The following is a 24,170-nucleotide window of genomic DNA, read 5'->3' as shown; positions in this document are numbered from 1 at the left end:
ACCCGGACCGGGACGAGGCCGGAACCAGGGCCGGACCGGGGACGGGGCCGGATGCCGTTACGGCAGGGAGCCGGTCCCCGGGGGCAGTTCGATCGACCGGGTCTCCTCGACCACCGGGTAGCCCGCGCTGGTGTACAGGCTCATCGCCACCTCGTTGCCGCCGAACACGTTGAACATCAGGGCGGAGTCGCCGGCCTCGACGGTGGCGAGCTCCCCCACCGCCATCGCGGCCCTGCCGTACCCCTTGCCGCGGTGTTGCTCGTCGATCTCCAGCGAGAAGCCGAAGGTCACCCCCGGGATGTGGCGGTGCTTCAGCCACCCGGTGCCGATCGGGGCTCCCGCGTGCTCCAGGACCAGGATGGAATGGTCCTCGGTGTCCAGGCCCTGAGGGATCAGTTCCGTGTAGGCCCGGTCGGCCCTCTTCCGGGCCTCGTCAGGGGTCATGGCCCCGGACCGGACGATATCGGCGGCAAAGGCGGTGTTCTCGGCCGCCAGCCACCCCGGGTACTCCGCCGGCGTCATCGGCCGGGCGGTGACCCCGTCCAGGGGCGTCGCGGCATCGGTGATGACACGCATCCGGAGCTGCCCCCGCACCGGGTAGTCGGCGAAGAGCCCGTCGGGCTCGACGAGCCGTACGGCGACCCGCGTCGCGGCCTGCCGCGCGCACCATCCCTCGGCCCAGGACCTGGCGGCCCGTTCATGGCCCTGCCCGGCGTGGGCCGCGTCGACCCAGAGGTCGCCGATGCGGCCGGTGGGGGTGTCCGCTTCCATGGTCACCGCGACGAAACCCACCCGGGTGCCGGCCGAGAGGATCTCGGCGACGGTCCACTCGGCGATGCCTTCGCAGGTCCGTCCGAGGCCGGCTTCCGCCGCGGCCTCGGGGTACCCCACGGCGCCGTACGCGGCGCGGAGCCGTCGTTCGAAGCCCGGCTGCCAGCTGGACGTGTCGACAAGAACGCTGAATTCCGTCACTCCACCACTCTAGTGACCGGGACTGACCCGCCGTCGGGTCGGACGGGAGGCCCTGCGGGTCAGGCCCTGGCGGTCAGCCCCTGCGTCAGCCGATGCGGGAGAGCTTGTCGGGATTGGTCACGAAGTAGATGCCCTGCACCTGAGCACTCTCCGGAACCAGCTCGACGACCAGCACCGCGAAGGGCGATCCGGCACGGAACAGGACTGCCGACGGGTCTCCGTTGATCCGCTCGTAGCGGATGTCCAGGCCGCGGCCGACGCGGCCGGCGCGGGTGGAGAGCAGGTTGGCCACCTTGTCGCGACCGTGGACCGGCCGCAGTCCTGCGGCCGTGGCCTTGCCTCCGCCGTCGGCCCACAGCGTCACGTCGGGCGCCAGCAGTTCGAGCAGGGCCTGCAGGTCACCACCGGACACCGCCGCGGCGAACCGCTCGGTCACCTGCTGCCGCAGCCGCGGGTCGGCCCGGTAGCGGGGACGCCGGGCGTGCACGTGTTCGCGGGCCCGGTGCGCCAGCTGGCGGACCGCCGCGGGACTGCGGTCGAGGATGTCCGCGGTCTCGGTGTGGGCGTAGCCGAACAGCTCGTGCAGGACGAACACCGCTCGTTCCAGCGGGGTCAGGGTCTCCAGGACGACCAGCAGTGCCATCGACACCGACTCGGTGCGCTCGGCCGCATCGGCGCCGTCACCGGTGGCCGTCGCGTCGGTGAGCGGTGTGATCAGCGGCTCGGGGAGCCACGGGCCGATGTACGTCTCACGCCGCCGGCTGATCACGGCCTGGCGGGCCAGCGCCTTGTTGACGGCGATCCGCACCAGGTACGGGCGCGGGACGAGGACCGGCTCCGCACCGGGCGCTCCGACCCTGGACGTCCACGCCAGCCAGGTCTCCTGCAGGACGTCCTCGGTGTCGGCGACGCTGCCGAGCATGTCGTAGACGATGGAGAACAGCAGCTCACGATGGCCGACGAACACCCCCGTGGCGTCGTCCGCCGCCGTTTCGCGGGCCCTGTCGGCGGGCGGGGTGTCGGACATCGTGGGCCTCCTGTCGCTGGTGCAACCTGAGAGCGGTGCGGACGGCCGGAGTGTGACATCCGCACCGGGATGGTGGTCCACGTCTCATCGCGGCGCCGACGGGATCCCGCTCACGGGGAGACCGTGCATCAGCTCCACTGCCCGGGATCACGGCCGAAGAACGCCGCGAGTCGGTCGTACACCGGAGCGTCCGGGCTGGCGGTCACCTCAGGGCCGATCGCCGCGGAGCCGTCTCCCTCGCCCCGGAACTCCGGGCGCAGCGCGCCCCGGGCCCAGGTGAGTGCGGCCTCGCCCACCTCGGGGTCGAGCGTGACCGGCCGGCCCAGCGCCTTCGCCAGGTCCCATGCGTGAACGGCGAACTCGGTCATCTGCTGGTCGACGGGAAACCTGGCGGGTACCTCGCCCATGCCGGGGAGCTCGATCGTGCCGGTCAGGTCGCCGGCCCGCCCCCAGACCCCGAGGAGCGCCGCGGAGCCGTCGGAGAACGCCTCGGCCCGCCCACGGCCCGCGCCCGGCCCGGACCCGCCCGCCGTGGGAGTGCCGCCGCCGGCCCGCTGCGTGGACCGCCCCAGACCGTCGACGAGGTGATCGACGAGCTCGGCGACGGTCCAGGCGGGGCAGGGGGTCGGCCGCGTCAGCTGGTCGTCGGTGACCGAGGCGACGAGCGCACCTGTCTGGTCAAGGGAGCGGGAGAGCAGCGTGAGGGGTTCGGCGGACGGCGTCATCGGCATTCCTCGGGTTCTGGAGCGCCGGACGGCGGCCGCCGCGCTCCGAGCCGGCGTGAAGGACCGGCTCAATATCGCATCCGGATCACGCACCTGGGGCGGACGACACGTTCCGCGGACCGGCCACGGCGGGCCACCGCGCGCGGACCCGGATACCGCATCGGCTGCGCTCCGCGCCAACTCTGGTGTCCTTCAACGGTGTTCACCCGATCGGGCAGCGAGCGGGGCGCCGGGGAAGCGGGGCGTGATCTCCCCAGGAGGGGGGTACGCGACGAGCGACCAGTGTCACCCACGAGACCCGGGAGTGTGCCGTGGATTCTTCCCGCCTGTCGATGAGCGCCATCGTGCGCGTGGTCTGCCCGCGGTGTCACCGCACCAAGTGCATCTGCGCGAAGCGGAGGCAGTGGTCCCACTGACCGGCCTTCCCCGGCGGGCCGCCGGCGGCGTCAGTCCCTGATGCCGATGGCTCCCGCCGGGCAGCACGCGACCGCCTCCTCGACGGCGGATTCCTCGCCCTCCGGCGGGTCGGCCAGCAGCAGGACCACCCTCCCGTCGTCGTCCGCCTGGTCGAAGACGTCGGGGGCGGTCAGGACGCAGAGGCCCGAGCTGCAGCACAGGGCGCGGTCGACGGTGACACGCACGGGGTACTCCTTCACGATCGCACGATGGGGAGGGACGGCGGGTTCGCGGCGGCGGCCGGGGTCACCAGACGACGGGCAGGTGGAAGAGTCCGAACACCGCCATGGTGTGACGGAACGACAGCTCCCCGGCGGGAACGCCGATCCGCAGTCCCGGAAGTCTCCGTACGATGCCGGTGAGGGCGATCTGGAGTTCCAGTCGGGCCAGCGGCTGTCCCAGGCACTGGTGGACGCCGAAGCCGAAGGCCAGGTGCCGGCGGCCGGGACGTTCCACATCGAGCCGGTCCGGCTCGGGGAAGGCCCGTTCGTCGCGGTTGGCCGCGGCGAGCGAGACGAGCACGCCCTCGCCCGCCCGGACGGTGACGTCACCGATCTCCGTGTCGGCCAGGGCCACCCGGGGCAGTCCGGTGTGCACGATGGTCTGGTGGCGCAGCAGTTCCTCCACCGCTCCCGGCACCCGGCCCGGGTCCGCGCACAGCAGCTCCCACTGGCGCGGATGCCGCAGCAGGTCCAGGACGGACAGCGCCGTCATGTTGGCGGTGGTCTCATGGCCGGCGATGAGCAGCAGCAGAGCCATCCGGACGGTGTCGTCCATGGTGAGCTCGTCATGGTCCGTGTGATCGGCGAGGAGCCGGCTGAGCAGGTCGTCCTGCGGACGGACGGCCTTCTCCCCGACCAGCTCCCGCAGGTAGCCGCTGAGCTCGTCGCGTGCGGCACGGACCTCCGCCACCGGGGTGTGCTGGTTCAGCAGCACCCGGCTGTGGTCCTGGAAGAAGCCGTGGTCGGCGTAGGGCACGCCCAGCAGTTCGCAGATCACGAGGGACGGCAGCGGCAGCGCGAACGCCTCGACCAGGTCCGCCGGCGGACCGGCCGCGATCATGTCGTCGAGCAGGTCGTCCACGATCCGCTCGATGCGGGGCCCGAGCCGTGACACCCGCTTGATCATGAATTCCTGCGTCACCATGCGGCGTTGGCGGTCGTGCTCCGGCGGGTCCATCCGGATGAACGAGGGCGGCGAGTCGCGGAGCGCGGTCGCGGACGGCGAGACGAACGGGAAGCCGTCACGGGTGGAGTCGGCGCTGAACCGTTCGTCCCGCAGCACCTGGCGGGCCTCCGCGTGCCGGGTGACGAGCCAGGGCCTGCTGCCGTCCCAGAGCGTGACGCGGGACGCGGGGGCCTGCTGCCGCAGCTCGCCGAGGAGCGCCGGCGGATCCATCGGGCAGCCGCGGTGCGCGGGGTAGGCGGGGTCCGCGGCGCGGGCGGCGGACGGACCGCCGTGGGACGGTGTGGCATCGGTGTGGGTCATGGAGAACGTGCACCTCCGGTGGGAGCCCCCGTAAACTGGTAGCCTGAGGAAACTAATTCGACGGTAGATCGTCGGATCCCGAAGCGGTAGGGCGCGTTCCGGACACCCGCCGGCCGCCGCCGGGGAGCGGGTGGATTCCCCGTCGCGCCTGACCTCGCTGCCACCTGGTGCCAGACTGGGCCCGTGATGGGGCATATTCCCGAGGAATCCACCAGTTTCGTGGGACGCGTCAGCGAACTGGCCTGCCTGGACGGAGCATTGGCCGGTCACCGGCTGGTCACGCTGACCGGTACCGGCGGCGTGGGCAAGACCCGGCTGGCGTTACAGGCCGCGGCCCGCGCCGCCGAGCGGTTCCGCGACGGTGTGTGGTGGACCGACCTGTCGTCCCTGGACGGGGAACGGCTCCTGCTGGCGACCGTCTCGGACGCGGTCGATCTCTCCGACCACACGTCCCGGCTGCCGGTCGAGGCGCTGTGCGCATGGCTCGCCGGCAAGGAACTGCTGCTGGTACTGGACTCCTGCGAGCATCTGGTCGACGGCTGCCGGCATCTGGTGGCGGACCTGCTGACCACCGTTCCTGGCCTGACCGTCCTGGCCACCAGCAGACAGCCGCTGGACCTGGACGCGGAGCACCTGATGGACGTCCTCCCGATGCGGGCCGACGGCCAGGACGCGCTGTCCCTGTTCACCGAGCGCGCCGCCGCGGGGTCCGGCGGCCGGCTGACGGAGACCGGCGCCGGCTCGGCCGCCGGCGCGATCTGCCGGCGGCTGGAAGGCATCCCCCTGGCGCTGGAACTCGCCGCCGCCCAGGTCGGGCAGGCCACCGTCGAGGAGGTCGCCGAACGGCTCGGCTCCCGCTTCGACCTGGTGAGCCGGTCCGTCGCCGTGTGGCCGCAGCGGCACCGGACCCTGCGGACCACCATCGGCTGGAGCCATGAGCTCTGCCGGCCGCTGGAGCGACTGCTCTGGGCACGGCTGACGGTCTTCCGGGGCGGCTTCGACCTCGAGTCGGCCCGGTCGGTGTGCTCGGGCGGTCCGCTGAGCGCCGAGGCCGTCGGCCCCGTGCTGGAACGGCTGGTGGCCCAGTCGGTGGTCCGGCGGGACGGCCTGCGCTACCGCATGCTGGACACCATCAGGGAGTACGGCCAGTGGTGGCTCCGGGCGCTGTCGGAAGATGCCGCCCTGGCCGACCGCCACGCGTACCACTACCTGCGGCTGGCCCGTCAGGCCGACGCGGGATGGCTCAGCGCCGACCAGGCCGGCTGGTACCGCTGGGTCAACGACGCGCGCACCGACCTGTGCACCGCCCTGGACCACCTCCTCGTCAGGGCCCCCCGGCACGCGCTGGACCTCGCCGGACTGATCGGCTTCTTCTGGAGCGGCTGCGGCCATCTCCACGAGACCCGCGGCTACCTCGAACAGGGACTCTCCGGGTACCCGGTGCGCGGCCGCGAACGGACCCGGGCGCTGTGGGCGTTGGGCCTGACCGTGACGCTCCAGGGCCAGTACGAGACCGCGCGCCGGCTGAGCGAGGAGTCCGCCCGCGCGGCGCGGGAGGACGGCGACAACGAGGCGATCGTCGCGGCCGCCTACCTCAGCGGGCTGATCTCCCTGCTGACCGGGGACCCGCTCGCCGCGCAGGTGACGGCCGATCACGCCCTGGAGGCGGAACCCGGCCGGCCCTTCGCCTCGGCCGCCCGGTTCCGCTGCCACCTGGTCAGGGTGTTCGCCCTCATCGGACTCGGGAAGCTGCCCGAGGCCCGATCCGAGGCGGAAGCACTGCGCGACCGGTGCGTGGAGCTCGACGAGTGCTGGACCCGCTCCTACCTCGACTACCAGCTCTCCATCGTCGCCCTCCTCGCCGGCAACCCCACCGCCGCGGCCCGGCACGCCCGGACGATGCTCGACGGCAAGCGGCTCCTGCGCGACAACTTCGGCATCGCCCTGGGCCTCGACCTGCTCGCCGCCGCCATCGCGGCGCAGGGCGAAGCCGAACGCGCGGCCGGGGTCTTCGGCGTCGGGCAGGCCTTCTGGCGCACCGTCGGCCATCCCCAGCGCGGGACGCCGGAGTTGGGCCCGATCCGGGAGGAGTGCGAACGGACGGCGCGCGCCGGCATCGGCGACGAGGCCTACGAGCGCGCCTTCCGGCGCGGCGCCTCGGCGAACCTCCAGACCGCGCTGGCCTCCGTACTGGACGCCGCCTCCCCGATCGAGGCCTGATCCGCGCCACCGGCGGACGAATCATGATGAATCAGGCAGCGGTGAGTGCCGCCACCGGTTCGTGCGGCCTCCCCACCCACCCCCTGCGCCACACCCGTCCGGCCCCCCTGACCGTCCTCGGCACCCACCCGCCGGAGGCTCAAAAGCCCCAGTTCAGGACGGTGGGGGCGGACAAGGAGGGCAAGGTCACAGTCGTGGGCCTGCCCTGCCTTTAGCGGCTGCCCTAGCCTTTCCTCATGACGGTCCTGCCTGATCCCGGACTCCCCTTGGCCGACGAGTTCCCCGACGCTTCCCGCGAGCAGTGGCAACGCCTTGTCGAAGGCGTTCTCACCAAAGCGGGTACAGCGGTCCCGGGTACCCCGGCCGAGGAAACGCTGTCCACCATGCTCCAGGACGGGATCGCCACCCGTCCGCTGTACACCGCGCAGGACAGCGCCGCGGATCCCGGCTATCCCGGCTTCCCGCCGTTCACCCGCGCCGGACGCCCGGAGGGCACCGCGGGCACCGGGTGGGACGTGCGCCAGCGGCATGCCCGGCCCGATCCGCAGCGCACCAACGCGGCCGTGCTCGCGGACCTGGAGAACGGCGTCACCTCGCTGTGGCTGCTGGTCGGCGGCACCGGCATGCCGGTGTCGGGGATCCCGGCGGCCCTCGAGGGTGTCTATCTCGACCTGGCGCCGGTCGTCCTGGACGCCGGCCCCGAGTTCGAGGCCGCCGCAGCGGAGTTGCTGCGCCTGTACGGGACGCGCGGGGTGCCGGCGCACTCGGCGCTCGGCAACCTCGGCGCGGACCCGCTGGGCCTGGCGGCCCGGACCGGACGGCACTCCGCTCTCGACGCGCAGTCGGCTGCCGCCGCCGCGCTCGCTGCCCGGTGCGACCGTGAGTACCCCGGGCTGCGGGCACTGACGGTGGACGCGCTGCCCTATCACGGGGCCGGTGCCTCCGCCGCGCAGGAACTGGGCTGTTCCCTCGCCACCGGCGTCGCCTACCTGCGGGCGCTGACCGCCGCGGGACTGAGCGTCGACGCGGCCTGCGCCCAGCTGGAATTCCGCTACGCGGCCACCGCCGACCAGTTCCTGACCATCGCCAAGCTGCGCGCCGCACGGCGGCTGTGGGCCCGGGTGGCGCAGGCGAGCGGGGCGGCCTCCACCGCGGGGGCGCAGCGCCAGCACGCGGTGACCTCGCCGGTGATGATGACCCGGCGCGACCCTTGGGTGAACATGCTGCGCACCACCGTCGCCTGTGTGGCGGCCGGGGTGGGCGGCGCCGACACCGTCACCGTGCTGCCCTTCGACGACGCGCTCGGCCTGCCGGACGACTTCGCCCGGCGGATCGCCCGCAACACCTCGTCGATCCTGATGGAGGAGTCGCACCTGGCCCGGGTCATCGACCCGGCCGGCGGCTCCTGGTACGTGGAGCAGCTGACGGACGAGCTGGCCCATGCCGCGTGGTCCTGGTTCCAGGAGATCGAACGCGCCGGGGGCCAGGCGGCGGCGCTGCGGTCCGGCCTGGTCGCCGAACGGCTGTCGGGCACCTGGGAGCAGCGGTCCGCGGACCTCGCGCACCGCCGTGAGCCGATCACGGGGGTCAGCGAGTTCCCGAACCTCGCCGAGCAGCCGGTGGAGCGCGAGGCCGCGCCCGATCCGGCCGGGGTCGCGGAAGGGGACGGCGGCGGACTGCCGACGGTCCGGCGCGACGACGCCTTCGAGGCGCTGCGGGCCCGCTCCGACGCCCATCTGGCCACCACCGGTTCCCGGCCGCGGGCCTTCCTGGCCGCACTGGGCCCGGCCGCGGCGCACACCGCCCGCGCGAGCTTCGCCGCCAACCTCTTCCAGGCGGGCGGCATCGAGACCGTCCAGGACCCGGTGACGGTCGACGCGGCCTCGGTCGCCGAGGCGTTCGCACGCAGCGGCGCCACCGTGGCCTGTCTGTGCTCCAGCGACAAGCTCTACGCCGAGCAGGCCGTGGACACGGCGGCCGCCCTGGTCTCGGCCGGGGCGCTGCGGGTGTTCCTCGCGGGCCGTCCTGGCGAGCAGCGTGAAACGTATCTTCGGGCCGGAGTCGACGAGTTCGTATTCGCGGGCGGCGACGCGGTCGCCGTCCTCGCCTCCGTCCTCGACCGCATGGGAGTGGCGTGATGCAGGGCAGCACGGGGCAGCCGGGACCGATCCCGGACTTCGCGGACATCGGCCTGGAGCCGGACGGCCCGGCGGATGCCGCCCCCGGTGGCGGCATCACCGGTGACCAGTGGCGGGCGGCCGTGCGGGAGAGCACGGGCAAGGACGACGAGGACCTGCTCTGGCAGACCCCGGAGGGCATCGCCGTCAAACCGCTCTACACCTCCGACGACCTGGCCGGTCTCGACTTCCTGGAGACCTATCCGGGGATCGCGCCGTATCTGCGCGGGCCGTACCCGACCATGTACGTCAACCAGCCGTGGACGATCCGGCAGTACGCCGGCTTCTCCACCGCCGAGGAGTCCAACGCCTTCTACCGGCGCAACCTCGCGGCCGGCCAGAAGGGGCTGTCGATCGCCTTCGACCTGCCCACCCACCGCGGCTACGACAGCGACCATCCGCGGGTCACGGGCGACGTCGGCATGGCGGGCGTGGCCATCGACTCCATCTACGACATGCGGCAGTTGTTCGACGGGATCCCGCTGGACCGGATGAGCGTGTCGATGACGATGAACGGCGCGGTGCTGCCGGTCCTCGCCCTCTACATCGTCGCGGCCGAGGAACAGGGTGTGCCCCCGGAGAAGCTCGCCGGGACCATCCAGAACGACATCCTCAAGGAGTTCATGGTCCGCAACACCTACATCTACCCGCCACAGCCGTCGATGCGGGTGATCTCCGACATCTTCGCGTACACCTCGCAGAAGATGCCGCGCTACAACTCCATCTCCATCTCCGGCTACCACATCCAGGAGGCCGGGGCCACGGCCGACCTGGAGCTGGCCTACACGCTGGCCGACGGTGTCGAGTACCTGCGCGCGGGTCTGGAAGTCGGTCTGGACGTGGACGCCTTCGCGCCCCGGCTGTCGTTCTTCTGGGCCATCGGCATGAACTACTTCATGGAGATCGCGAAGTTGCGGGCGGCCCGGCTGCTGTGGGCCAAACTCGTCAAGCAGTTCGACCCCAAGAACCCCAAGTCGCTGTCGCTGCGCACCCATTCGCAGACGTCCGGCTGGTCGCTGACCGCGCAGGACGTGTTCAACAACGTGCCGCGCACCTGCGTCGAGGCGATGGCCGCCACCCAGGGCCACACCCAGTCGCTGCACACCAACGCGCTGGACGAGGCGCTGGCGCTGCCCACCGACTTCTCCGCGCGCATCGCCCGCAACACCCAGCTGTTCCTGCAGCAGGAGTCGGGCACCTGCCGGGTCATCGACCCGTGGGGCGGCAGCGCGTACGTCGAGAAGCTCACGCACGATCTCGCCCGGCGCGCCTGGCAGCACATCGAGGAGGTCGAAGCCGCCGGCGGCATGGCGAAGGCCATCGACGCGGGCATCCCGAAGCTGCGCGTCGAGGAGGCCGCGGCCCGCACCCAGGCCCGTATCGACTCCGGGCGGCAGGCGCTGATCGGCGTCAACAAGTACCGCGTCGGCACGGACGAGAAGATCGACGTCCTCAAGGTCGACAACTCCTCGGTCCGCACCCAGCAGATCGAGAAGCTGCGGCGGCTGCGCGAGGAGCGCGACGAGGGCGCCTGCCAGGACGCGCTGCGCGCGCTGACCGCGGCCGCCCGGGACGGGAACCGGCCCGGCGGCGGTCTGGAGGGCAACCTGCTCGCGCTCGCGGTGAACGCGGCACGTGCCAAGGCCACCGTCGGCGAGATCTCGAACGCCCTGGAGGAGGTGTACGGGCGGCACGTCGGCCAGATCCGTACCATCACCGGTGTGTACCGAGACGAGGCGGGAACGTCACCCGGCGTGGAGCGCACCCGCAAGCTGGCGGACGCGTTCGCCGAGGCCGAGGGCCGCCGCCCGCGCATCCTGGTCGCCAAGATGGGCCAGGACGGCCATGACCGCGGCCAGAAGGTGATCGCCACCGCCTTCGCCGACCTCGGATTCGACGTCGACGTCGGCGCGCTGTTCCAGACGCCGGCCGAAGTGGCCCGGCAGGCGGTCGAGGCCGATGTGCACATCGTCGGTGTCTCCTCGCTCGCGGCCGGCCATCTGACGCTGGTGCCGGCGCTGCGCGAGCAGCTCGCCGAGGCGGGCCGGGAGGACATCACGATCGTCGTCGGCGGCGTCATCCCGCCGCAGGACATCGAGACCCTCCACGAGGCGGGCGCGGCGGCGGTGTTCCCGCCCGGCACCGTCATTCCGGACGCGGCGTACGACCTGCTGAACACCCTCGCCGCCGCTCTCGGCCACGAGTTGTGAGCCGATGGCACCCACGATCGACATCGACGGCTACATCAAGGGCGTCCTCGACGGGTCGCGGCCGCACATCGCCCGTGCGATCACCCTCGTCGAGTCCACCCGCCCGGCCCACCGCGAGCTGGCCCAGCGGCTGCTGACCGAGCTGCTCCCGCACTCGGGAACGGCCCGCCGGGTCGGCATCAGCGGGGTGCCCGGCGTGGGCAAGTCCACGTTCATCGACGCGCTCGGCACCCTGCTCACCGGTCTCGGCCACCGGGTCGCGGTCCTCGCCGTCGACCCGTCCTCGACCAGGACCGGCGGCTCCATCCTGGGCGACAAGACCCGGATGGAGCGGCTGGCGGTGGACCCGGCGGCCTTCGTGCGGCCCTCCCCCACCTCCGGCACGCTGGGCGGCGTGACCAGGGCCACCCGTGAGTCGATCATCGTCATGGAGGCGGCGGGCTACGACGTGGTGCTCGTCGAGACCGTCGGTGTCGGCCAGTCCGAGACCGCCGTGGCCAACATGGTCGACTCCTTCCTGCTGCTCACCCTGGCCCGCACCGGCGACCAGCTGCAGGGCATCAAGAAGGGCGTCCTGGAACTCGCCGACATCGTCGCCGTCAACAAGGCCGACGGTCCGCACGAGCGCGAGGCCGCCTCCGCCGCCCGCGAGCTGGCCGGCGCGCTGCGGCTGCTGCAGCCGCTGGACGCGGGCTGGACGCCGCCGGTGCTCACCTGCAGTGCACGCGAGAACAGCGGACTCGACACGGTCTGGGAGCGCCTCGAACAGCACCGGCGCGTCCTGCTGACCGACGGCCGGCTGGAGGCGAAGCGGCGCGATCAGCAGATCGAATGGACCTGGTCCATGGTCCGCGACCAGCTTCTCGCCCGGGTGCGCGAGCACCCCGACGTCCGTGGTCTCGCGCCCGTCGTGGAGCGGCAGGTCCGCGAAGGCACCCTCACCGCGACGCTCGCCGCCGAACGTCTGCTCGCCGCCTTCCAGCCGCCGGACGCGGGCTGACCCGCTCCGGCGGCGTCCGGCGTCCGAGCTTCGGGCGGTCGGGTGTCAGGCGCAGCCGGCGGTCCGGGACAGCTCGTCCTCGTCCACGTACAGCAGCGGCCGGTTGTTCCTGGCCAGCCACTGCCGGTACGTGGTCGCCGCGGCGGCCGCCTCCCGGTAGGCCGCCACCAGGTCGGCGTAGAGCGCGTCGACCTCGGCGGTTCCCACCTCACCGGCCGTGCCCTCGGGCAACGCCCGGGAGGCCATGAAGAGTTCGACCGCTATCGGGTCGCCGCGCAGCGGCCGGATGGCCATGCCGTGCCGCGGCTGCGAGGTCGGCTGACAGGGGGCGACCGCCTCACCCGCGGCCACCATGTCGGCGGCGGTCAGATAGTCCCCGTACGCCACTCGCGGCGTGAACCCCGATGCGCGCAGGGCCCGCTGCACACCGTCCCACTCGCCGTCGACACTCGGGTCGACCATCCAGCGGTCCCCGGCGACGTCGGACAGCGGGACCACGCTCTGGCGCGCCGCCGGATGGTGCGCGTGCAGGGCGATGAACTGCGGTTCCCGCGCGACGAGGACCCGCCGTTCGAGACCGTCCGGGATCCGTAACGGCGCGCCCTCGACCTCGTGGACGAAGGCGACGTCGAGCTGGTTCAGCGCGACCATCTGCAGCAGGGCGTTGGCCGACACGTCCACCCGGATCGTGGTGTCCGCGTCCGGCAGCCGGGCGTGCACCCTGCTGACCCACCCGGCCATGGCGCGGCTGGCCGTGCCGCCGATCCGCAGATGCGGTCCGGCGGCCCTGACCACCGCCGCCTGAGTCTCGGCCACCAGCGTGTTCATCTCGGCGACGAGTGGCCGCGCCCGGCACAGGACCGTCCGCCCCAGCGGCGTCGGGCGGCTGCCCGTGCGCTCCCGGGAGAACAGCTGGCCCCCGAGGGCGCTCTCGATCCTTCGGAGCTGCGTCGTCAAGGACGGCTGGGTCATCCCCAGCTGCCGCGCCGCTTTGCGCACGCTGCCGGTATCGGCGATGGCGCACAGCACGCGAAGGTGCCTCACCTCGAGCTCCATGAGCGGAGGATATGGCGGGATCCGCACGTCGCACCAGGGTCCCGAACCGCAGCAATACCCGTCTTTCGCGTACGAGTTGGCCACCCGGTATCGGGGATGTCCCCGGCCTATCGGCCCCTGGCATCATCCCCGGGGGCGCGCTTCTCCCGCACACTCACCGGCAACAGCAGTTCATCCCCCAGCCCCGGTCGCCGTTCCCCCCAATTCAGCTGTACCCGACAGCGACCGACGGCTTCTCGGAGGAGAAGGAGACCCCCCATGCGATACCCCAAGGTGCTGCTCACGGCAGCGCTGGGCATCGGCCTCGCTGCGAGTCTGGGCACCGTGCCCGCCATCGCCGCCGCCCCCAGGCGGACCGGTCCGCGGCCCAGGCCTCGGCGTCCTACGCCGGGTCCAACGAGAACGCGGCCGCCAACAAGGCGTTCTTCGACGCCGTCCAGCGGTCGGTCGCGGCCAAGCGCGCGGCCAACCCCGGTCTGCAGACCGTCACTCTCATCTACAGCACCGGAAACGCGCCGTCGTTCAGGTCCCAGATATCGCGCAGCGCGCAGATCTGGAACTCCGCGGAGAAGAACGTGAAGCTCCAGGAAGGCAGCAACGCGGACTTCGCGTACTACGAGGGCAACTCCAGCCAGGGCTCGTACGCCAGCACCGACGGTCACGGGAACGGCTACATCTTCCTGGACTACCGGCAGAACCAGCAGTACGACTCGATCCGTGTCGTCGCCCATGAGACCGGGCACGTGCTCGGCCTCCCGGACCACTACTCGGGTCCGTGCAGCGAGCTGATGTCGGGCGGCGGCCCCGGCACCTCCTGCCGCAACGAGGTTCCGAACGCGACGGAACGCGCTCGGGTGGACCGGCTCTGGGTCAACGGCCTGGCGGCCGGGATCGTGGCGCGCGGCTAGACCGCGTCCCTGATCCGTTCCGCCTGATGGCCCGAGGTCCCCGCACCGCACGGTGCGGGGACCTTCCGGCGCCCGGCGCCCCGGGTCACGGCCCGGCGGGGCGGCGGCGCACCCAGGCGAGGACGACGACGGAGGCGACAGCGGCGAAGGCGCACCAGGTGGAGATGAACTCCAGCCGCCACACCACCGCGCAGACCAGCGCGCCGGCCGCGACGAGTCCGCCGAGCAGCCGCAGCAACCGGTCGCCGCTGAGCAGCAGCGAACCGATGGTGGCGACGAGATAGCCCGCGATGATCAGCGACGACTGCGGCAGGTCGAGACCGTAGCCGACGGTGTGGCCCCGGACGTCGGCGGTCACCGTCCGGGTGGTGAGGAAGTACGCGAGCGTCACTGCGGTGACGAGCCCCACGAGGGCCGGGATCATCAGCAGCCGCCGCGCGCTCCTGGGCGCGGCGAGCAGCACCCCGAACGGCACCCACACCGGCAGCAGCGGCAGAGCGATGACGGCCCAGGCCGTGGTGGCCGGTCCCGCGCCGCCGTCGGAGCGCCAGACGACGGACTCGATGATCTGGTGGGCGCCGAGGATCAGCGGCAGCGCCGCGATCGGCAGATCGCGGGCCCGCCGCACCCGCGCCACGCAGACCACCCCGATCGCGGCGATGCCGGTACCCGCCACGAGGTCGGCTGTCGCGGTCCAGCACATGAGGTCACCCGGGGATCGGAGCGGACGGTGGATCGAGGTACAACGATCTCCACCGTACGACCCCCGCGCCGCCGCGGCGGTCAGGCGCCGCCCAGCCGGTTGATGTCCCTGCTGTACAGAACGTGTTCGCCGGCGCCCTGGAGGGCGACCACGGCGAGCATGGCCCGTCCCAGGTGCTCGGTCGTCGTGGTGTGTCCCGGTGCCAGCCTGCGCAGGACCGGGTAGAGCCAGGACGTCAGGCTGTAGGCCAGCCGGTACCAGCGGGTCCTGGACTTCTCCCCGTTCCGGGGCTGGATCCAGCCGGGGCGGAACATGTACGCGTGGAAGTCCAGGGCGAGCAGTTCGTTCTCGGTCCTGCCCTTCACCCGGGCCCACGCCGAACGGCCCTGCTCGGTGCTGTCGGTGCCCTCTCCCGAAACGTAGGTGAAGGTCAGGGACGGGTTGTGCGCGGCGAGCGGGGTCGCGGCGGCGAGGGTGTAGTCGTGCGTGATCCGCAGGTACTCCTCCTGGCTGCGGCCGCCCGAGGAGACGCCCAGGCAGAAGAAGCACGCGTCGAGGCCGGTGAACTCGTCCTCGATCGCGGAGAAGTCGGTGAAGTCCTGGTGGATCACCTCGCGGACCTTCGGGTGGCTCCGGCCGAGCGGCGCGCGGCCCACCACCAGGACGCTCTCGACCCGGTCGTCGAGCACGCACTCGCGCAGGACCCCCTGGCCGACCATGCCGGATGCGCCGAAGATGACTACGTTCACGTGCGTGTCCCCAGACCGTCGGTGTCCGCGCAGATTACCCCGGGCCCGGTCTCCCGTTGAGGAGGCGCCTTCCGGGTCGAAGCCTTCGGCGCCGGAGAGCAGCCCTTGGCAGACCAGTTCCGTGACGTCGGCGTAGACGCGGTCCTGCCCCTCTGACCAGACCGCGCCCGCGTCGCGCCCGGCGGGAGAGCACCGCCAGTTCGGCCGCCTCGTCGAGACGAGCGTCCGCCCTTCGCGAGGTCGAGCGTGCGTCCGCCGTACCGGGCAATTCCCGAACCGGTCGGAGCGCGCTCCCCCTCAGCCCGCGACCGCGACCGCCAGAGCGGCCTGGCATTCGGCGAGTTGGCACTCGACGGCGTCGCGGTCGGCGCCGGGCAGGTCGAGTGCGTGCCGGTAGTCCGCGATGGCGGCCCGCCAGCTGCCGGCCGCCTGGTGGGCGAAGCCGCGGTTGTAGAGGAGGTCGGCGTCGTCCCCGGTCACCTCCAGGGCGCGGGTCAGGTCCGCGACGGCGGCGGCGTGGTCGCCGGCCTCGTAGTGCAGGACGGCACGGTTGGCGAGCGCCGCCGAGCGCAGCGGGTCGGCGGCGAGTGCCTCGTCGAAGGCGCGCAGGGCTTCGTCGGCGTCGTCCTGTTCCATGGCGATCAGGCCCCGCGTGCACAGCAGGTCCGGTTCACCCGGGTGCAGTTCGAGGCCCTGCGCGAGCTGGGCGGAGGCGAGTTCGGTGTCGCCCTCGTCGATGAGCAGGGAGACGAGGTTGACCCGGGCGGCAAGATAGTCGGGTTCGAGCTCCAGCACGTACCGCAGATCGCCGATCGCGCCGTCGGTGTCCCCGGCAGCCGCGCGGGCGTCGGCCCGGTTGTAGTACAGCTCGTGGATGGGCGGAGTGAGGGTGGCGGCCTTGTCGTAGTCGGCGAGCGCGGCTGCCAGGTCGCCCCGCTTGTACTGCAGTGCGGCGCGGTCGCAGTAGTACTCGGGGTAGTACGGGTCGAGCGCGAGGACGCCGTTGAAGTCCTCCAGCGCCTCGTCCAGCCGGCCGAGGGCCACGTTCACCTGGGCCCGGTTGTGCAGCAGCACGGAGCGGTGCAGGGACTGCCTGCCGGGCTCCAGCTCGCGGTCCAGCCGGGCCAGTCCCTCGGTGACCAGCCGCAGGGCGGTCTCGGGGTGGCCACGGCGCAGTTCGACCAGGGCCAGTCCGTTCTCGTGGAAGACGGTGTGGAAGGCGCGATCGGCCGGGTCGGGCAGCTGCTTGGCGATGGCGATGGAGTTGTTGACGTACTGCTTCGCCAGCTCCGAGTCCTGGCGCTCCGCGGGGTGGATCCTGGTGTACAGCATGGACAGGGCGTAGCTGGAGACCATGTGCACCACCGGGTCGGTGTACCGGCCGCGCAGCTCGCGGTAGATCACCTCCGCCTCCTCGGTACGTCCCAGCGCGCCCAGCGCCTGGGCCGTCTTGCCGCCGGCCACGCAGTACAGCCGCTCCTGTGTCACCGGATCGAAGCTGTCGCGTCCTTGGCCGCCGAGCTCGATGGCCGCGTCGTAGTAGCCCATCCGCAGGCAGTAGTCGGCGGCGGTCAGCAGGTCGCGGCACTCGTCGTCGGTCCGGCCGCCCGCGTGCGCCCGGTGGTAGGCGATGGCGCCGAGCCGCAGGCTCCAGTCGCCCTCCTCCTTCAGTTCGACGGCGCGGACGCGGTGCAGTCCGGAGCGCAGCCGCGGATCGGCGTTCCGGTAGGCGGCCGCCTCCGCGGGGATGTCGCTGGTGCCGTCGGAGGTGATGTACGCCTGGAGGAGTTCGTTCGGCAGCCGGGTGTCGGGTGCCGTGGGCGCGGCCGGCAGCTCGGTGCGCCGCGTATAGCGGTCCAGGGCCTGCGCCAGCCCGTCGGGAAGGTCCGGGGAGACGCTGGTGCCGATCGCGATCGTGAGGACCTCGGTCCTGGCGCGGCGCAGCAGGACCGTGATCAGTTCCTGGTCGGTCGGGTCGGCGGCGTGCAGGTTGTCGAACAGGACCAGTTGCGGCCGGCCGGCCGTCGAACCGGACTCCTGGGCCCACGCGTTGAGGAACTCGGTGAGTCCATGGGCGATTCTGCGGGTGCGCAGCGGCGAGTAGTACCGGGTCCGCTCGGTCGGCGACGCGAGGGAGGTCAGCGTCTGCGGCGGCGCGTCGACGAGATCCTTGAGCTCGGGCGCGACCGACAGGATCTCGATGGCGTGCCGGGCGACCAGCGCGGGCCTGGTCCGCAGCATGTCGGGCACGATGGCGCGCAGCAGACTGCCCGCGGCGGTGTACGGTCCGCGCAGCCGCCGGTGGCAGTCGACGGTGGTCAGGTGCCCGGCGGCGGCGAGTGCTCCGGCGGTCGCGGCCCGCACCGTACGGTCGGGTCCGCTGAGCCAGCTGTGGCGGGGCGTCTGGCGGTTGCTGCTCATGTGGTGCGTTCCTCTCTGCGGGCGCTCTTCCTGGCCGGCAGGAGGAACGGCAAGGCGAATTGCGCGAGGATCACGGTGACGGAGCCGATGGAGTCCCAGAAGGCGAGGCCGGTGCCGCCGTCGCCGGTCAGCCCGGCGGCCACTCGGGTCACGAACTCCACCAGCGCCGGGATGATGGCGAGGGCCGCCCAGCCGAACAGCAGGATGACGCCGCCGATCATCGCGGGCGCGTACCAGCGCGCGACCGCGGCGTCACGCGGCGACCACGGCCCGGTGTCGGCGGGCCTGGGGCGCACGCCGGGCACCCACCGCCACTGCCTGCGCAGCCGGGCGGTCGCCGCTTCGTGCAGGTCCGTGCATCCCAGCACCGTCGTCACCATGTAGTACAGGTCGGTGCGCAGGAAGAAGAAGAACTGCCAGGCGATCCTGAACAGGGTGGGGAAGGCGAACGCGAGGGCGACGCGGCCCGGCCAGGACAGCCCGCCGTCGGCCGCGTCGGCGGCGGCGCCCACCGTCAGGGCCGAGAAGAGCAGGACGTCGGCGAGGACCCCGGCGGTGAAGGGCAGATAGCGGCGCCGGCTCGGTACGCCGAGCAGGCCGTCGAGATGCGTCTCCAGGACGAGGAAGTACATCCGCCGGCCCACGGTCATCCGGGATCCGACGCCGAGCCTGCGGGCGGCCAGCACATGGAACATCTCGTGCCACAGCAGACCCGGTATCTGGCCGAGCAGCAGAACGAGTTGGGTGAGGAGCAGGGAGTCCGCCAGGAAGATCGCGTGGGGGTACGGGCGCGCCTGCGGTTCGCGGACCATCGCGACGACGCCGGCGGCGGTCAGCACGGCGAAGACGATCCAGGCCGGGGTGAGAACAGCCAGCGGCCCAGCCGCTGGTGGCGCACCGTACCCAGGCGTGCGGTGTCCTCGCCCTCCGAGCGGACGAATCCGCAGTCGTCGAGGGTGCTGAGGAAGTCCGTGATGTCGACCGGCTCGCCGTAGGTCTCCTGGTACCAGCGGGCGGCGGCGGTGGTCTCCATGCCGTCCATGAGGCGTCGCAGCAGTTCGGCGCCGTCCGCCGGGAACGTCACGTAGGACTCGATGTCCGGGCGCCCCACAGTGACCTCGTCGCGTTCGGTCACGAAGGTGAGCTCATGGAATTCCGGATGCGGTGCTGTCATCACGCGTCTCCTGCAACGGCCTGAGCCCGCGCGCGGGAGGGCTTCCCGCACACGGGCCAACAGCGGAACTCAGATCAGCACCAGGGCCAGGTCCCGTACTGGGACGAAGCCGAGGTCAGCTTGACCGGGCCGTTCTTGCGCACAGTGATCTTCTTCATGACATCACCTCCTCAGGCGGAAGGTGATGACCGTGCTCGGCAACACTGCAGAAACACTCAGGTCCTGCGGGACCCCCAGCTCAGCACGGTGTACGCGATCGGTGACGGGCCGTCATCCGGACGTGGTCCGTCAGTCGAGCGGCAGGACGTAGCAGACGAAACCGTGGTAACGCGTCACCCTGTCGTACAGCGCCCGGGCCTGGACGTTGTCCTGCCGGGTGTGCCAGTACAGCCGCGGCACAGCACGTTCCCGCGCCGCCTCGGCCACCTGATCAATGAGAGCCCGCCCCGCCCCCTGGCCCCGCGCCGCCTCGTCGACGAACAGGTCCTGCAGATAACAGGCGCCGGCCGACCAGACGTTGGCATGGAACAGGTAGTGGGCGATGCCGACGACCTCGCCGTCCAGACGCGCGGCGATCCCGTACAGCTCCCCGCCGTTGATCAGTCGCTGCCACGTCTCCTCGTACCCCGCGTCGGGCACGGTCGTCTCGTAGAACGCCAGGTAACCGCGCGCCAGCACTTCCCACTTCACACGGTCCCAGGGACGCAGGGAACTGATCTCCAACATGGCGCCATCCTGGCACGCGCGGGCCGCCGAGGAGCCGGCCGGCCGTCCGCTGCACGCGGTCCACCCAACCGGAGTGAGGGGTCTCAGGCGCCCAGGCTCTCGCGGCCGTGGGGGGTGGTCCAGCCGGACGGGTCCGGGCCCTTGGGCACGATGCGGGACGGGTTCAGCTGCTCGTGGGTGGCGTAGTAGTGCCGCTTGATCTGGTCGAAGTCGACCGTGTCACCGAAGCCGGGGGTCTGGAAGAGGTCGCGGGCGTAGGCCCACAGCACCGGGTTCTCGGTGAGCTTGTTCCGGTTGCACTTGAAGTGGTTGTGGTACACGGCGTCGAAGCGCACCAGCGTCGTGAAGAACCGCACGTCCGCCTCGGTGATCCGGTCGCCGACGAGGTACCGCTGTCCCGCCAGCCGCTCGGTGAGCACGTCCAGACGGCTGAACAGGGCGTCGTACGCCTGCTCGTACGCCTCCTGCGACGAGGCGAAACCGCAGCGGTACACGCCGTTGTTGACGTCGCGGAACAGCTCGTCGGCGACCGCGTCGATCTCGGGACGGAGGTGCGGCGGATAGAGGTCGGGGGCGCCCGGCCGGTGGTACGCGGTCCATTCGGTCTCGAGGTCGAGGGTGATCCGCGGGTAGTCGTTGGTGACGACCGTCCCGGTCTCCGTGTCGACGAGGGACGGGACGGTGACGCGGCCCTCGTAGGCCGGATCCGTCCGCAGATACGCCTCGGACAGGAAGCCGATCCCGAGCACCGGATCGCGGTCGCCTTCGTCCAGGGTGAAGCGCCATCCCCGCCCGTCACGGATCGGGTCGACCACGCCCAGGCCGATCGCGTCCTCCAGGCCGAGCAGCCGCCGCACGATGATCGCGCGGTGCGCCCACGGGCAGGCGAGCGAGACGATCAGCCGGTAGCGGCCCGCCTCGGGCACCCGCCCGCCGGCGCCGTCGGCGGTGATCCGATCGGTGAAGCGGTTCGCCTGCCGGGTGAACTCGCCCTTGGTGCCCGTCTCCCGCGCGAACTGTGCAGCCATGTCTCCGACCCTACCCAGTGCGCCGCGAGGCTGCCACGCCTCAGCGCGCGGCGCGGAACGCCCGGCCCGCGTCGGTCGCGACGGCTCCGCTGCGGAAGAGGCCGCTGCTGGGCGCGGTGTCCGAGGCCGGGAGGCCGAACCAGGCGTAACGCCGCAGGTAGGGCAGTGCCGCCAGCATGGTGGTGGAGGCGGTGACGAAGGAGGCCTGCTGCTGCGGGGTGGGGAACCTGGTCCCGTGCGAGAAGTCGATCAGGGCGTACTCGGTGAGCCAGATCGGCTTGTGGTACCGGTCGTGGACGGCCTGCAGATACGACTTCAGCTGGCTGACGGCGTCGGGGGTGGAGAAGTCCCCGCCGTACCAGTGCAGCGCGATGAAATCGACGCGGTAGCCGCGGGCGGCGGCCCCGGACATGAAGCGGTCGAGCCAGCCACCGGCGGTGTCACCGCCGTAGGCCACGGCCGGGCTGCCGACCGTCCGGCCGGCGGCGGCGAGCCGGGGCCACAGGGACAGCGCCTGCTCCACCGTCATGTTGGACTGCGCGGCCATGTCGGGCTCGTTGAAGCCCAGCAGGTAGGGGCTGGCGGCGCGGGCCTGCGCCAGGGCGGCGTCGGTGACGGAGGCGGTGCCCCAGATCATCGGCACGAAGCCGGCGGTGCCGGACCCCGCGACCCCCTGATGCTGCGTGGACCAGGTGTAGTACCAGCTCGCGCCGGACTGCGTCAGCGCCCGGTCCACCCCGGGAAACGTCCAGACGCCCACACCCTTCTTCGCCGAGCGCGCGACGGGAACCGTCGCCGCCGGGACCGGGTGCCGGGACGGGGAACCGGTCGCGGTCGCGGTGGGTGTGGGAGTACGGGAGGGGGTGGGCATCGCGGACGGTATGCCGGACGGTGCCACGGCCTGCGGGATGAGGGGGGCGGACCTGGACGGCGTCGGCGCGGGCGCGGCGTCGGCGGCGAGCGGGCCCGGAGGGTTCGCGGTCAGATGGGTGGCCACCAGGACGCCCGCGACGATGACCGCCGCGGCCGCCAGCGCCGCCGCGCCGGCGACGGGAGGGCGCCGGAACACCGACCGTGCGCCGCGCGGCGGACGGGAGTGCGCGGCCCGCGGCCTTCCGGGCGCACCGCTCAGGCCGGACGGATGCGGAACGGCGGCGTGCGGAACCGCCGTATGCGGTGCGGCGGCCGGGAGTGCGTGCGCGACCAGGCCGGCCGGTGGCACCAGCAGCGGCAGCCCGCCGAGCAGCCGGTTCATCGGCAGCAGCTCGCCGATCCGCCCGCCGCAGGCGGCGCAGCCGCGTACGTGCCGGGCCAGCCGCTTGCGCCACAGCGGGCTCGGCGTTCCGTCCCAGTCGCGGGTGACGGCGGCCAGCTCCGGGCAGCTGCCCGGCTGCCCGACGTGGTGGAGCGCGCGCACCACCGCGCGGGCGGTCTCCATCTGTTCCTTCATCCGCTGGACGCGCACCGCGGCATGGCGCCCCGACAGGCCGAGGGCGACGGTCAGTTCGGCCCGGTCGAGTTCACCTGTCTGCTCCAGCCACCACAGGGCGAGCAGTTCCTGGTCGTCGCCGTCGAGCCAGCGGGTGGCCTCGGCCACCTCGCGGCGCTGGTCGGTGAGGCGCAGCCGCAGGATCGTGAGCGCGGCGAAGTCGGATCCCGGATCGGGCAGTTGCTCGGCGGCCTCCAGATCGGCGCGGCGATGGCGCGCGGCCCGGTGCTGCTGCTCCCGGTCGCGCACCTGGTGGACGGCGATGGCGACCATCCAGGAGCGGAAGGACCGCGGATCCCGCAGATCGGGCAGCCCGCGCACGATCCGCAGCAGCGTCTCCTGGACCACGTCGTCGACGTCGCTGTGCCCGTTCAGCGCCCGTCCGACGATGTTGTAGACGAGCGGGACGCAGTCGGCGAGCAGCTCGTCGAGCGCCCGCCGGTCGCCGCCCCGGGCCGCGATCACCGTGCCGGTGTCCGGTCCGCCGCTCCGCTCGGTTCCTCGCATCGCGCTGTGCTCCCTGTCGTTCGCCGTCGTCCCGCCCCCGCGCCGTCCGCCGGGATCGGCACTTGTCTGCCGTTCAGGAGACTCCCGCGCGGCGAGGGGACAACAGAAAACGCCGGACTTCCCGAGCCGAGGGGCGGTGCTGCCGCCCCAGTGTGCGGCAGGGAGCAACGGCGGTCACGCCCTGGGGTCAGTCCCCCGGCATGTAGTGCTGCGGCAGATGCCGTTCATCGGCCGGGGGGAGGTTGCGGAGCGGGGTGTGCACGGTGGGCGCGCCCAGCGGCGGCCGGCCGCTCTCCCGCCGCCAGCCCGCCCGCGCCCGGGGGTGGAAGCGGCGCTCGTGCGGAACGAACCGCATGCCGCGGTTCACGAGCTGTCCGAGGGCCCGGAGTCTGCGCTCGTCGCGCGGCGTCCAGTCGTAGCCCAGCCGGTCCCGTACGGCCTGCGGATACATGCCGACCGTCATCCACAGCGTCAGCCGGGCGAGCGGTATCCGGGCCACGTCCCACACCGGAACGGGCAGCAGGCGCAGGGCGGGCGGTCTGGCGACCGCGCCCAGGTCGAGGACCTGCCGGGTGGGCTCGTTGTCCTCCAGCACCTCGGCGCACATGTGGCTCCAGTACGCCTGGAAGTCCTCCCAGGTCGCCGGGACGGGCTTCATGCTCACCCCGTACAGCGCGTACCAGCGCACGTGTTCGTCGAAGAGCTGCCGCCGCTGCGCCTCGGTGAGCCCACCGCCGAAGTACTCCGCGACGTGCATGGTCAGGACGAAGAAGGTCGCGTGCGCCCAGTAGAACGTGCCGGGGTTGAGCGCGTGGTACGGGCGGCCGGTGCGGTCCACGCCCTTGATCGTGTCGTGGTAGCCGCGGACGGTCCGCGCGGTCTCGGCGGCGCGAGGGCCGTCGTAGACGACGCCGCCGATCGGATAGAGCGAGCGGAACAGCCGCTCCCAGCGCTCCTCGAAGAAGCGCGAGTGTTCGGCGACGCCGGCGCCGAGTTCGGGGTGCATGTTCTGCATCGAGCCCGCCCAGGGGGCGAGCAGCAGGGAGCGCCAGTCTCCGAAGTACTTCCAGGTGAGTGACTCCGGTCCGAGCGGTAAGACGTCCGACACGGTGCACCTCCAACTGATGACGCATG

19 protein-coding genes and 1 pseudogene are annotated in these 24,170 nt (G+C 72.3%); 5 read left to right on the top strand and 15 right to left on the bottom strand.

The genetic code is table 11. From position 1 onward, the window contains the following. Nucleotides 1–57: 57 nt before the first annotated feature. From LNW73_RS36515 to LNW73_RS32080, 5 genes are all read right to left on the bottom strand, one after another. Nucleotides 58–972: a GNAT family N-acetyltransferase gene (locus tag LNW73_RS36515; RefSeq protein WP_250992364.1), complete on the bottom strand. Its 915-nt coding sequence runs from the start codon at nt 970–972 to the stop codon at nt 58–60. Between the two features lie 85 nt (nt 973–1,057). After that, nucleotides 1,058–1,999: a sigma-70 family RNA polymerase sigma factor gene (locus LNW73_RS32095; protein ID WP_250992363.1), complete on the bottom strand. Its 942-nt coding sequence runs from the start codon at nt 1,997–1,999 to the stop codon at nt 1,058–1,060. A gap of 128 nt (nt 2,000–2,127) precedes the next feature. Then, nucleotides 2,128–2,724 (bottom strand): TIGR03086 family metal-binding protein, encoded by a 597-nt coding sequence (locus tag LNW73_RS32090; RefSeq protein ID WP_250992362.1) that lies wholly within the window; start codon nt 2,722–2,724, stop codon nt 2,128–2,130. Between the two features lie 446 nt (nt 2,725–3,170). Then, the gene (locus LNW73_RS32085; RefSeq protein WP_250992361.1) at nt 3,171–3,365 is read right to left on the bottom strand and encodes a ferredoxin; all 195 of its coding nucleotides are present in this window, start codon (nt 3,363–3,365) and stop codon (nt 3,171–3,173) included. A gap of 61 nt (nt 3,366–3,426) precedes the next feature. After that, nucleotides 3,427–4,668 carry a cytochrome P450 gene (locus LNW73_RS32080; RefSeq protein ID WP_250992360.1) on the bottom strand — a complete coding sequence of 414 codons (1,242 nt, stop codon included), beginning with the start codon at nt 4,666–4,668 and terminating at the stop codon, nt 3,427–3,429. A 186-nt stretch (nt 4,669–4,854) separates the two neighbouring features. Here LNW73_RS32080 and LNW73_RS32075 point away from each other — a divergent pair, with 186 nt between their 5' ends. From LNW73_RS32075 to meaB, 4 genes are all read left to right on the top strand, one after another. Continuing rightward, nucleotides 4,855–6,888 (top strand): ATP-binding protein, encoded by a 2,034-nt coding sequence (locus LNW73_RS32075; protein ID WP_285393705.1) that lies wholly within the window; start codon nt 4,855–4,857, stop codon nt 6,886–6,888. Between the two features lie 236 nt (nt 6,889–7,124). Then, nucleotides 7,125–9,026: a methylmalonyl-CoA mutase family protein gene (locus tag LNW73_RS32070; protein ID WP_250992358.1), complete on the top strand. Its 1,902-nt coding sequence runs from the start codon at nt 7,125–7,127 to the stop codon at nt 9,024–9,026. Next, nucleotides 9,026–11,275, top strand: coding sequence for a methylmalonyl-CoA mutase (gene scpA, locus LNW73_RS32065; RefSeq protein ID WP_250992357.1), 2,250 nt, complete (start codon nt 9,026–9,028; stop codon nt 11,273–11,275). Before LNW73_RS32070 ends, scpA begins: the two co-directional genes overlap by 1 nt. Before the next feature lie 4 nt (nt 11,276–11,279). Then, a complete protein-coding gene (gene meaB, locus LNW73_RS32060) occupies nt 11,280–12,275 on the top strand; it encodes a methylmalonyl Co-A mutase-associated GTPase MeaB (RefSeq protein WP_250974184.1) in 996 nt (331 codons plus the stop codon). Between the two features lie 45 nt (nt 12,276–12,320). Here meaB and LNW73_RS32055 read toward each other — a convergent pair whose 3' ends face one another. Continuing rightward, the gene (locus tag LNW73_RS32055) at nt 12,321–13,331 is read right to left on the bottom strand and encodes a LysR family transcriptional regulator (protein WP_250992356.1); all 1,011 of its coding nucleotides are present in this window, start codon (nt 13,329–13,331) and stop codon (nt 12,321–12,323) included. Between the two features lie 258 nt (nt 13,332–13,589). On the opposite strand from LNW73_RS32055, the pseudogene snpA reads away from it, so the two are divergent. After that, nucleotides 13,590–14,239 (top strand): annotated as a pseudogene (snpA, locus tag LNW73_RS32050) (snapalysin). Nucleotides 14,240–14,324: 85 nt separating this feature from the next. On the opposite strand, the gene LNW73_RS32045 reads toward snpA, so the two are convergent. The 9 genes from LNW73_RS32045 to LNW73_RS32005 form a co-directional block, all read right to left on the bottom strand. Further along, on the bottom strand, nt 14,325–14,942 hold the full coding sequence (locus LNW73_RS32045) for a DUF6629 family protein (RefSeq protein ID WP_250992355.1): 618 nt from the start codon (nt 14,940–14,942) through the stop codon (nt 14,325–14,327). Between the two features lie 80 nt (nt 14,943–15,022). Beyond that, nucleotides 15,023–15,691 (bottom strand): epimerase, encoded by a 669-nt coding sequence (locus LNW73_RS32040; RefSeq protein WP_250992354.1) that lies wholly within the window; start codon nt 15,689–15,691, stop codon nt 15,023–15,025. A 297-nt stretch (nt 15,692–15,988) separates the two neighbouring features. After that, complete coding sequence (locus LNW73_RS32035; RefSeq protein WP_250992353.1) at nt 15,989–18,112, bottom strand: tetratricopeptide repeat protein; 2,124 nt, start codon at nt 18,110–18,112, stop codon at nt 15,989–15,991. After that, a complete protein-coding gene (locus LNW73_RS32030) occupies nt 18,109–18,951 on the bottom strand; it encodes a hypothetical protein (RefSeq protein WP_250992352.1) in 843 nt (280 codons plus the stop codon). The genes LNW73_RS32035 and LNW73_RS32030 overlap by 4 nt, the downstream gene beginning before the upstream one ends. Beyond that, nucleotides 18,945–19,286, bottom strand: a complete 342-nt coding sequence (locus LNW73_RS32025) for a hypothetical protein (RefSeq protein ID WP_250992351.1) — start codon at nt 19,284–19,286, stop codon at nt 18,945–18,947. Before LNW73_RS32025 ends, LNW73_RS32030 begins: the two co-directional genes overlap by 7 nt. Nucleotides 19,287–19,574: 288 nt before the next feature. Further along, a complete protein-coding gene (locus LNW73_RS32020; RefSeq protein ID WP_250992350.1) occupies nt 19,575–20,012 on the bottom strand; it encodes a GNAT family N-acetyltransferase in 438 nt (145 codons plus the stop codon). 83 nt (nt 20,013–20,095) lie between these two features. Continuing rightward, on the bottom strand, nt 20,096–21,040 hold the full coding sequence (locus tag LNW73_RS32015; RefSeq protein WP_250992349.1) for a glutathione S-transferase family protein: 945 nt from the start codon (nt 21,038–21,040) through the stop codon (nt 20,096–20,098). Nucleotides 21,041–21,080: 40 nt separating this feature from the next. Then, nucleotides 21,081–23,036, bottom strand: coding sequence for a sigma-70 family RNA polymerase sigma factor (locus LNW73_RS32010; protein WP_250992348.1), 1,956 nt, complete (start codon nt 23,034–23,036; stop codon nt 21,081–21,083). 187 nt (nt 23,037–23,223) lie between these two features. Further along, entirely contained in the window at nt 23,224–24,144 is a 921-nt protein-coding gene (locus LNW73_RS32005) for an oxygenase MpaB family protein (protein WP_250992347.1), read from the bottom strand. Nucleotides 24,145–24,170 lie beyond the last annotated feature (26 nt).

Source organism: Streptomyces sp. RKAG337, from assembly GCF_023701715.1.
GTDB lineage: Bacteria > Actinomycetota > Actinomycetes > Streptomycetales > Streptomycetaceae > Actinacidiphila.
The sequence above is the reverse complement of the archived record's forward strand: the minus strand, read 5'-3'. Positions and strand labels throughout refer to the sequence as shown.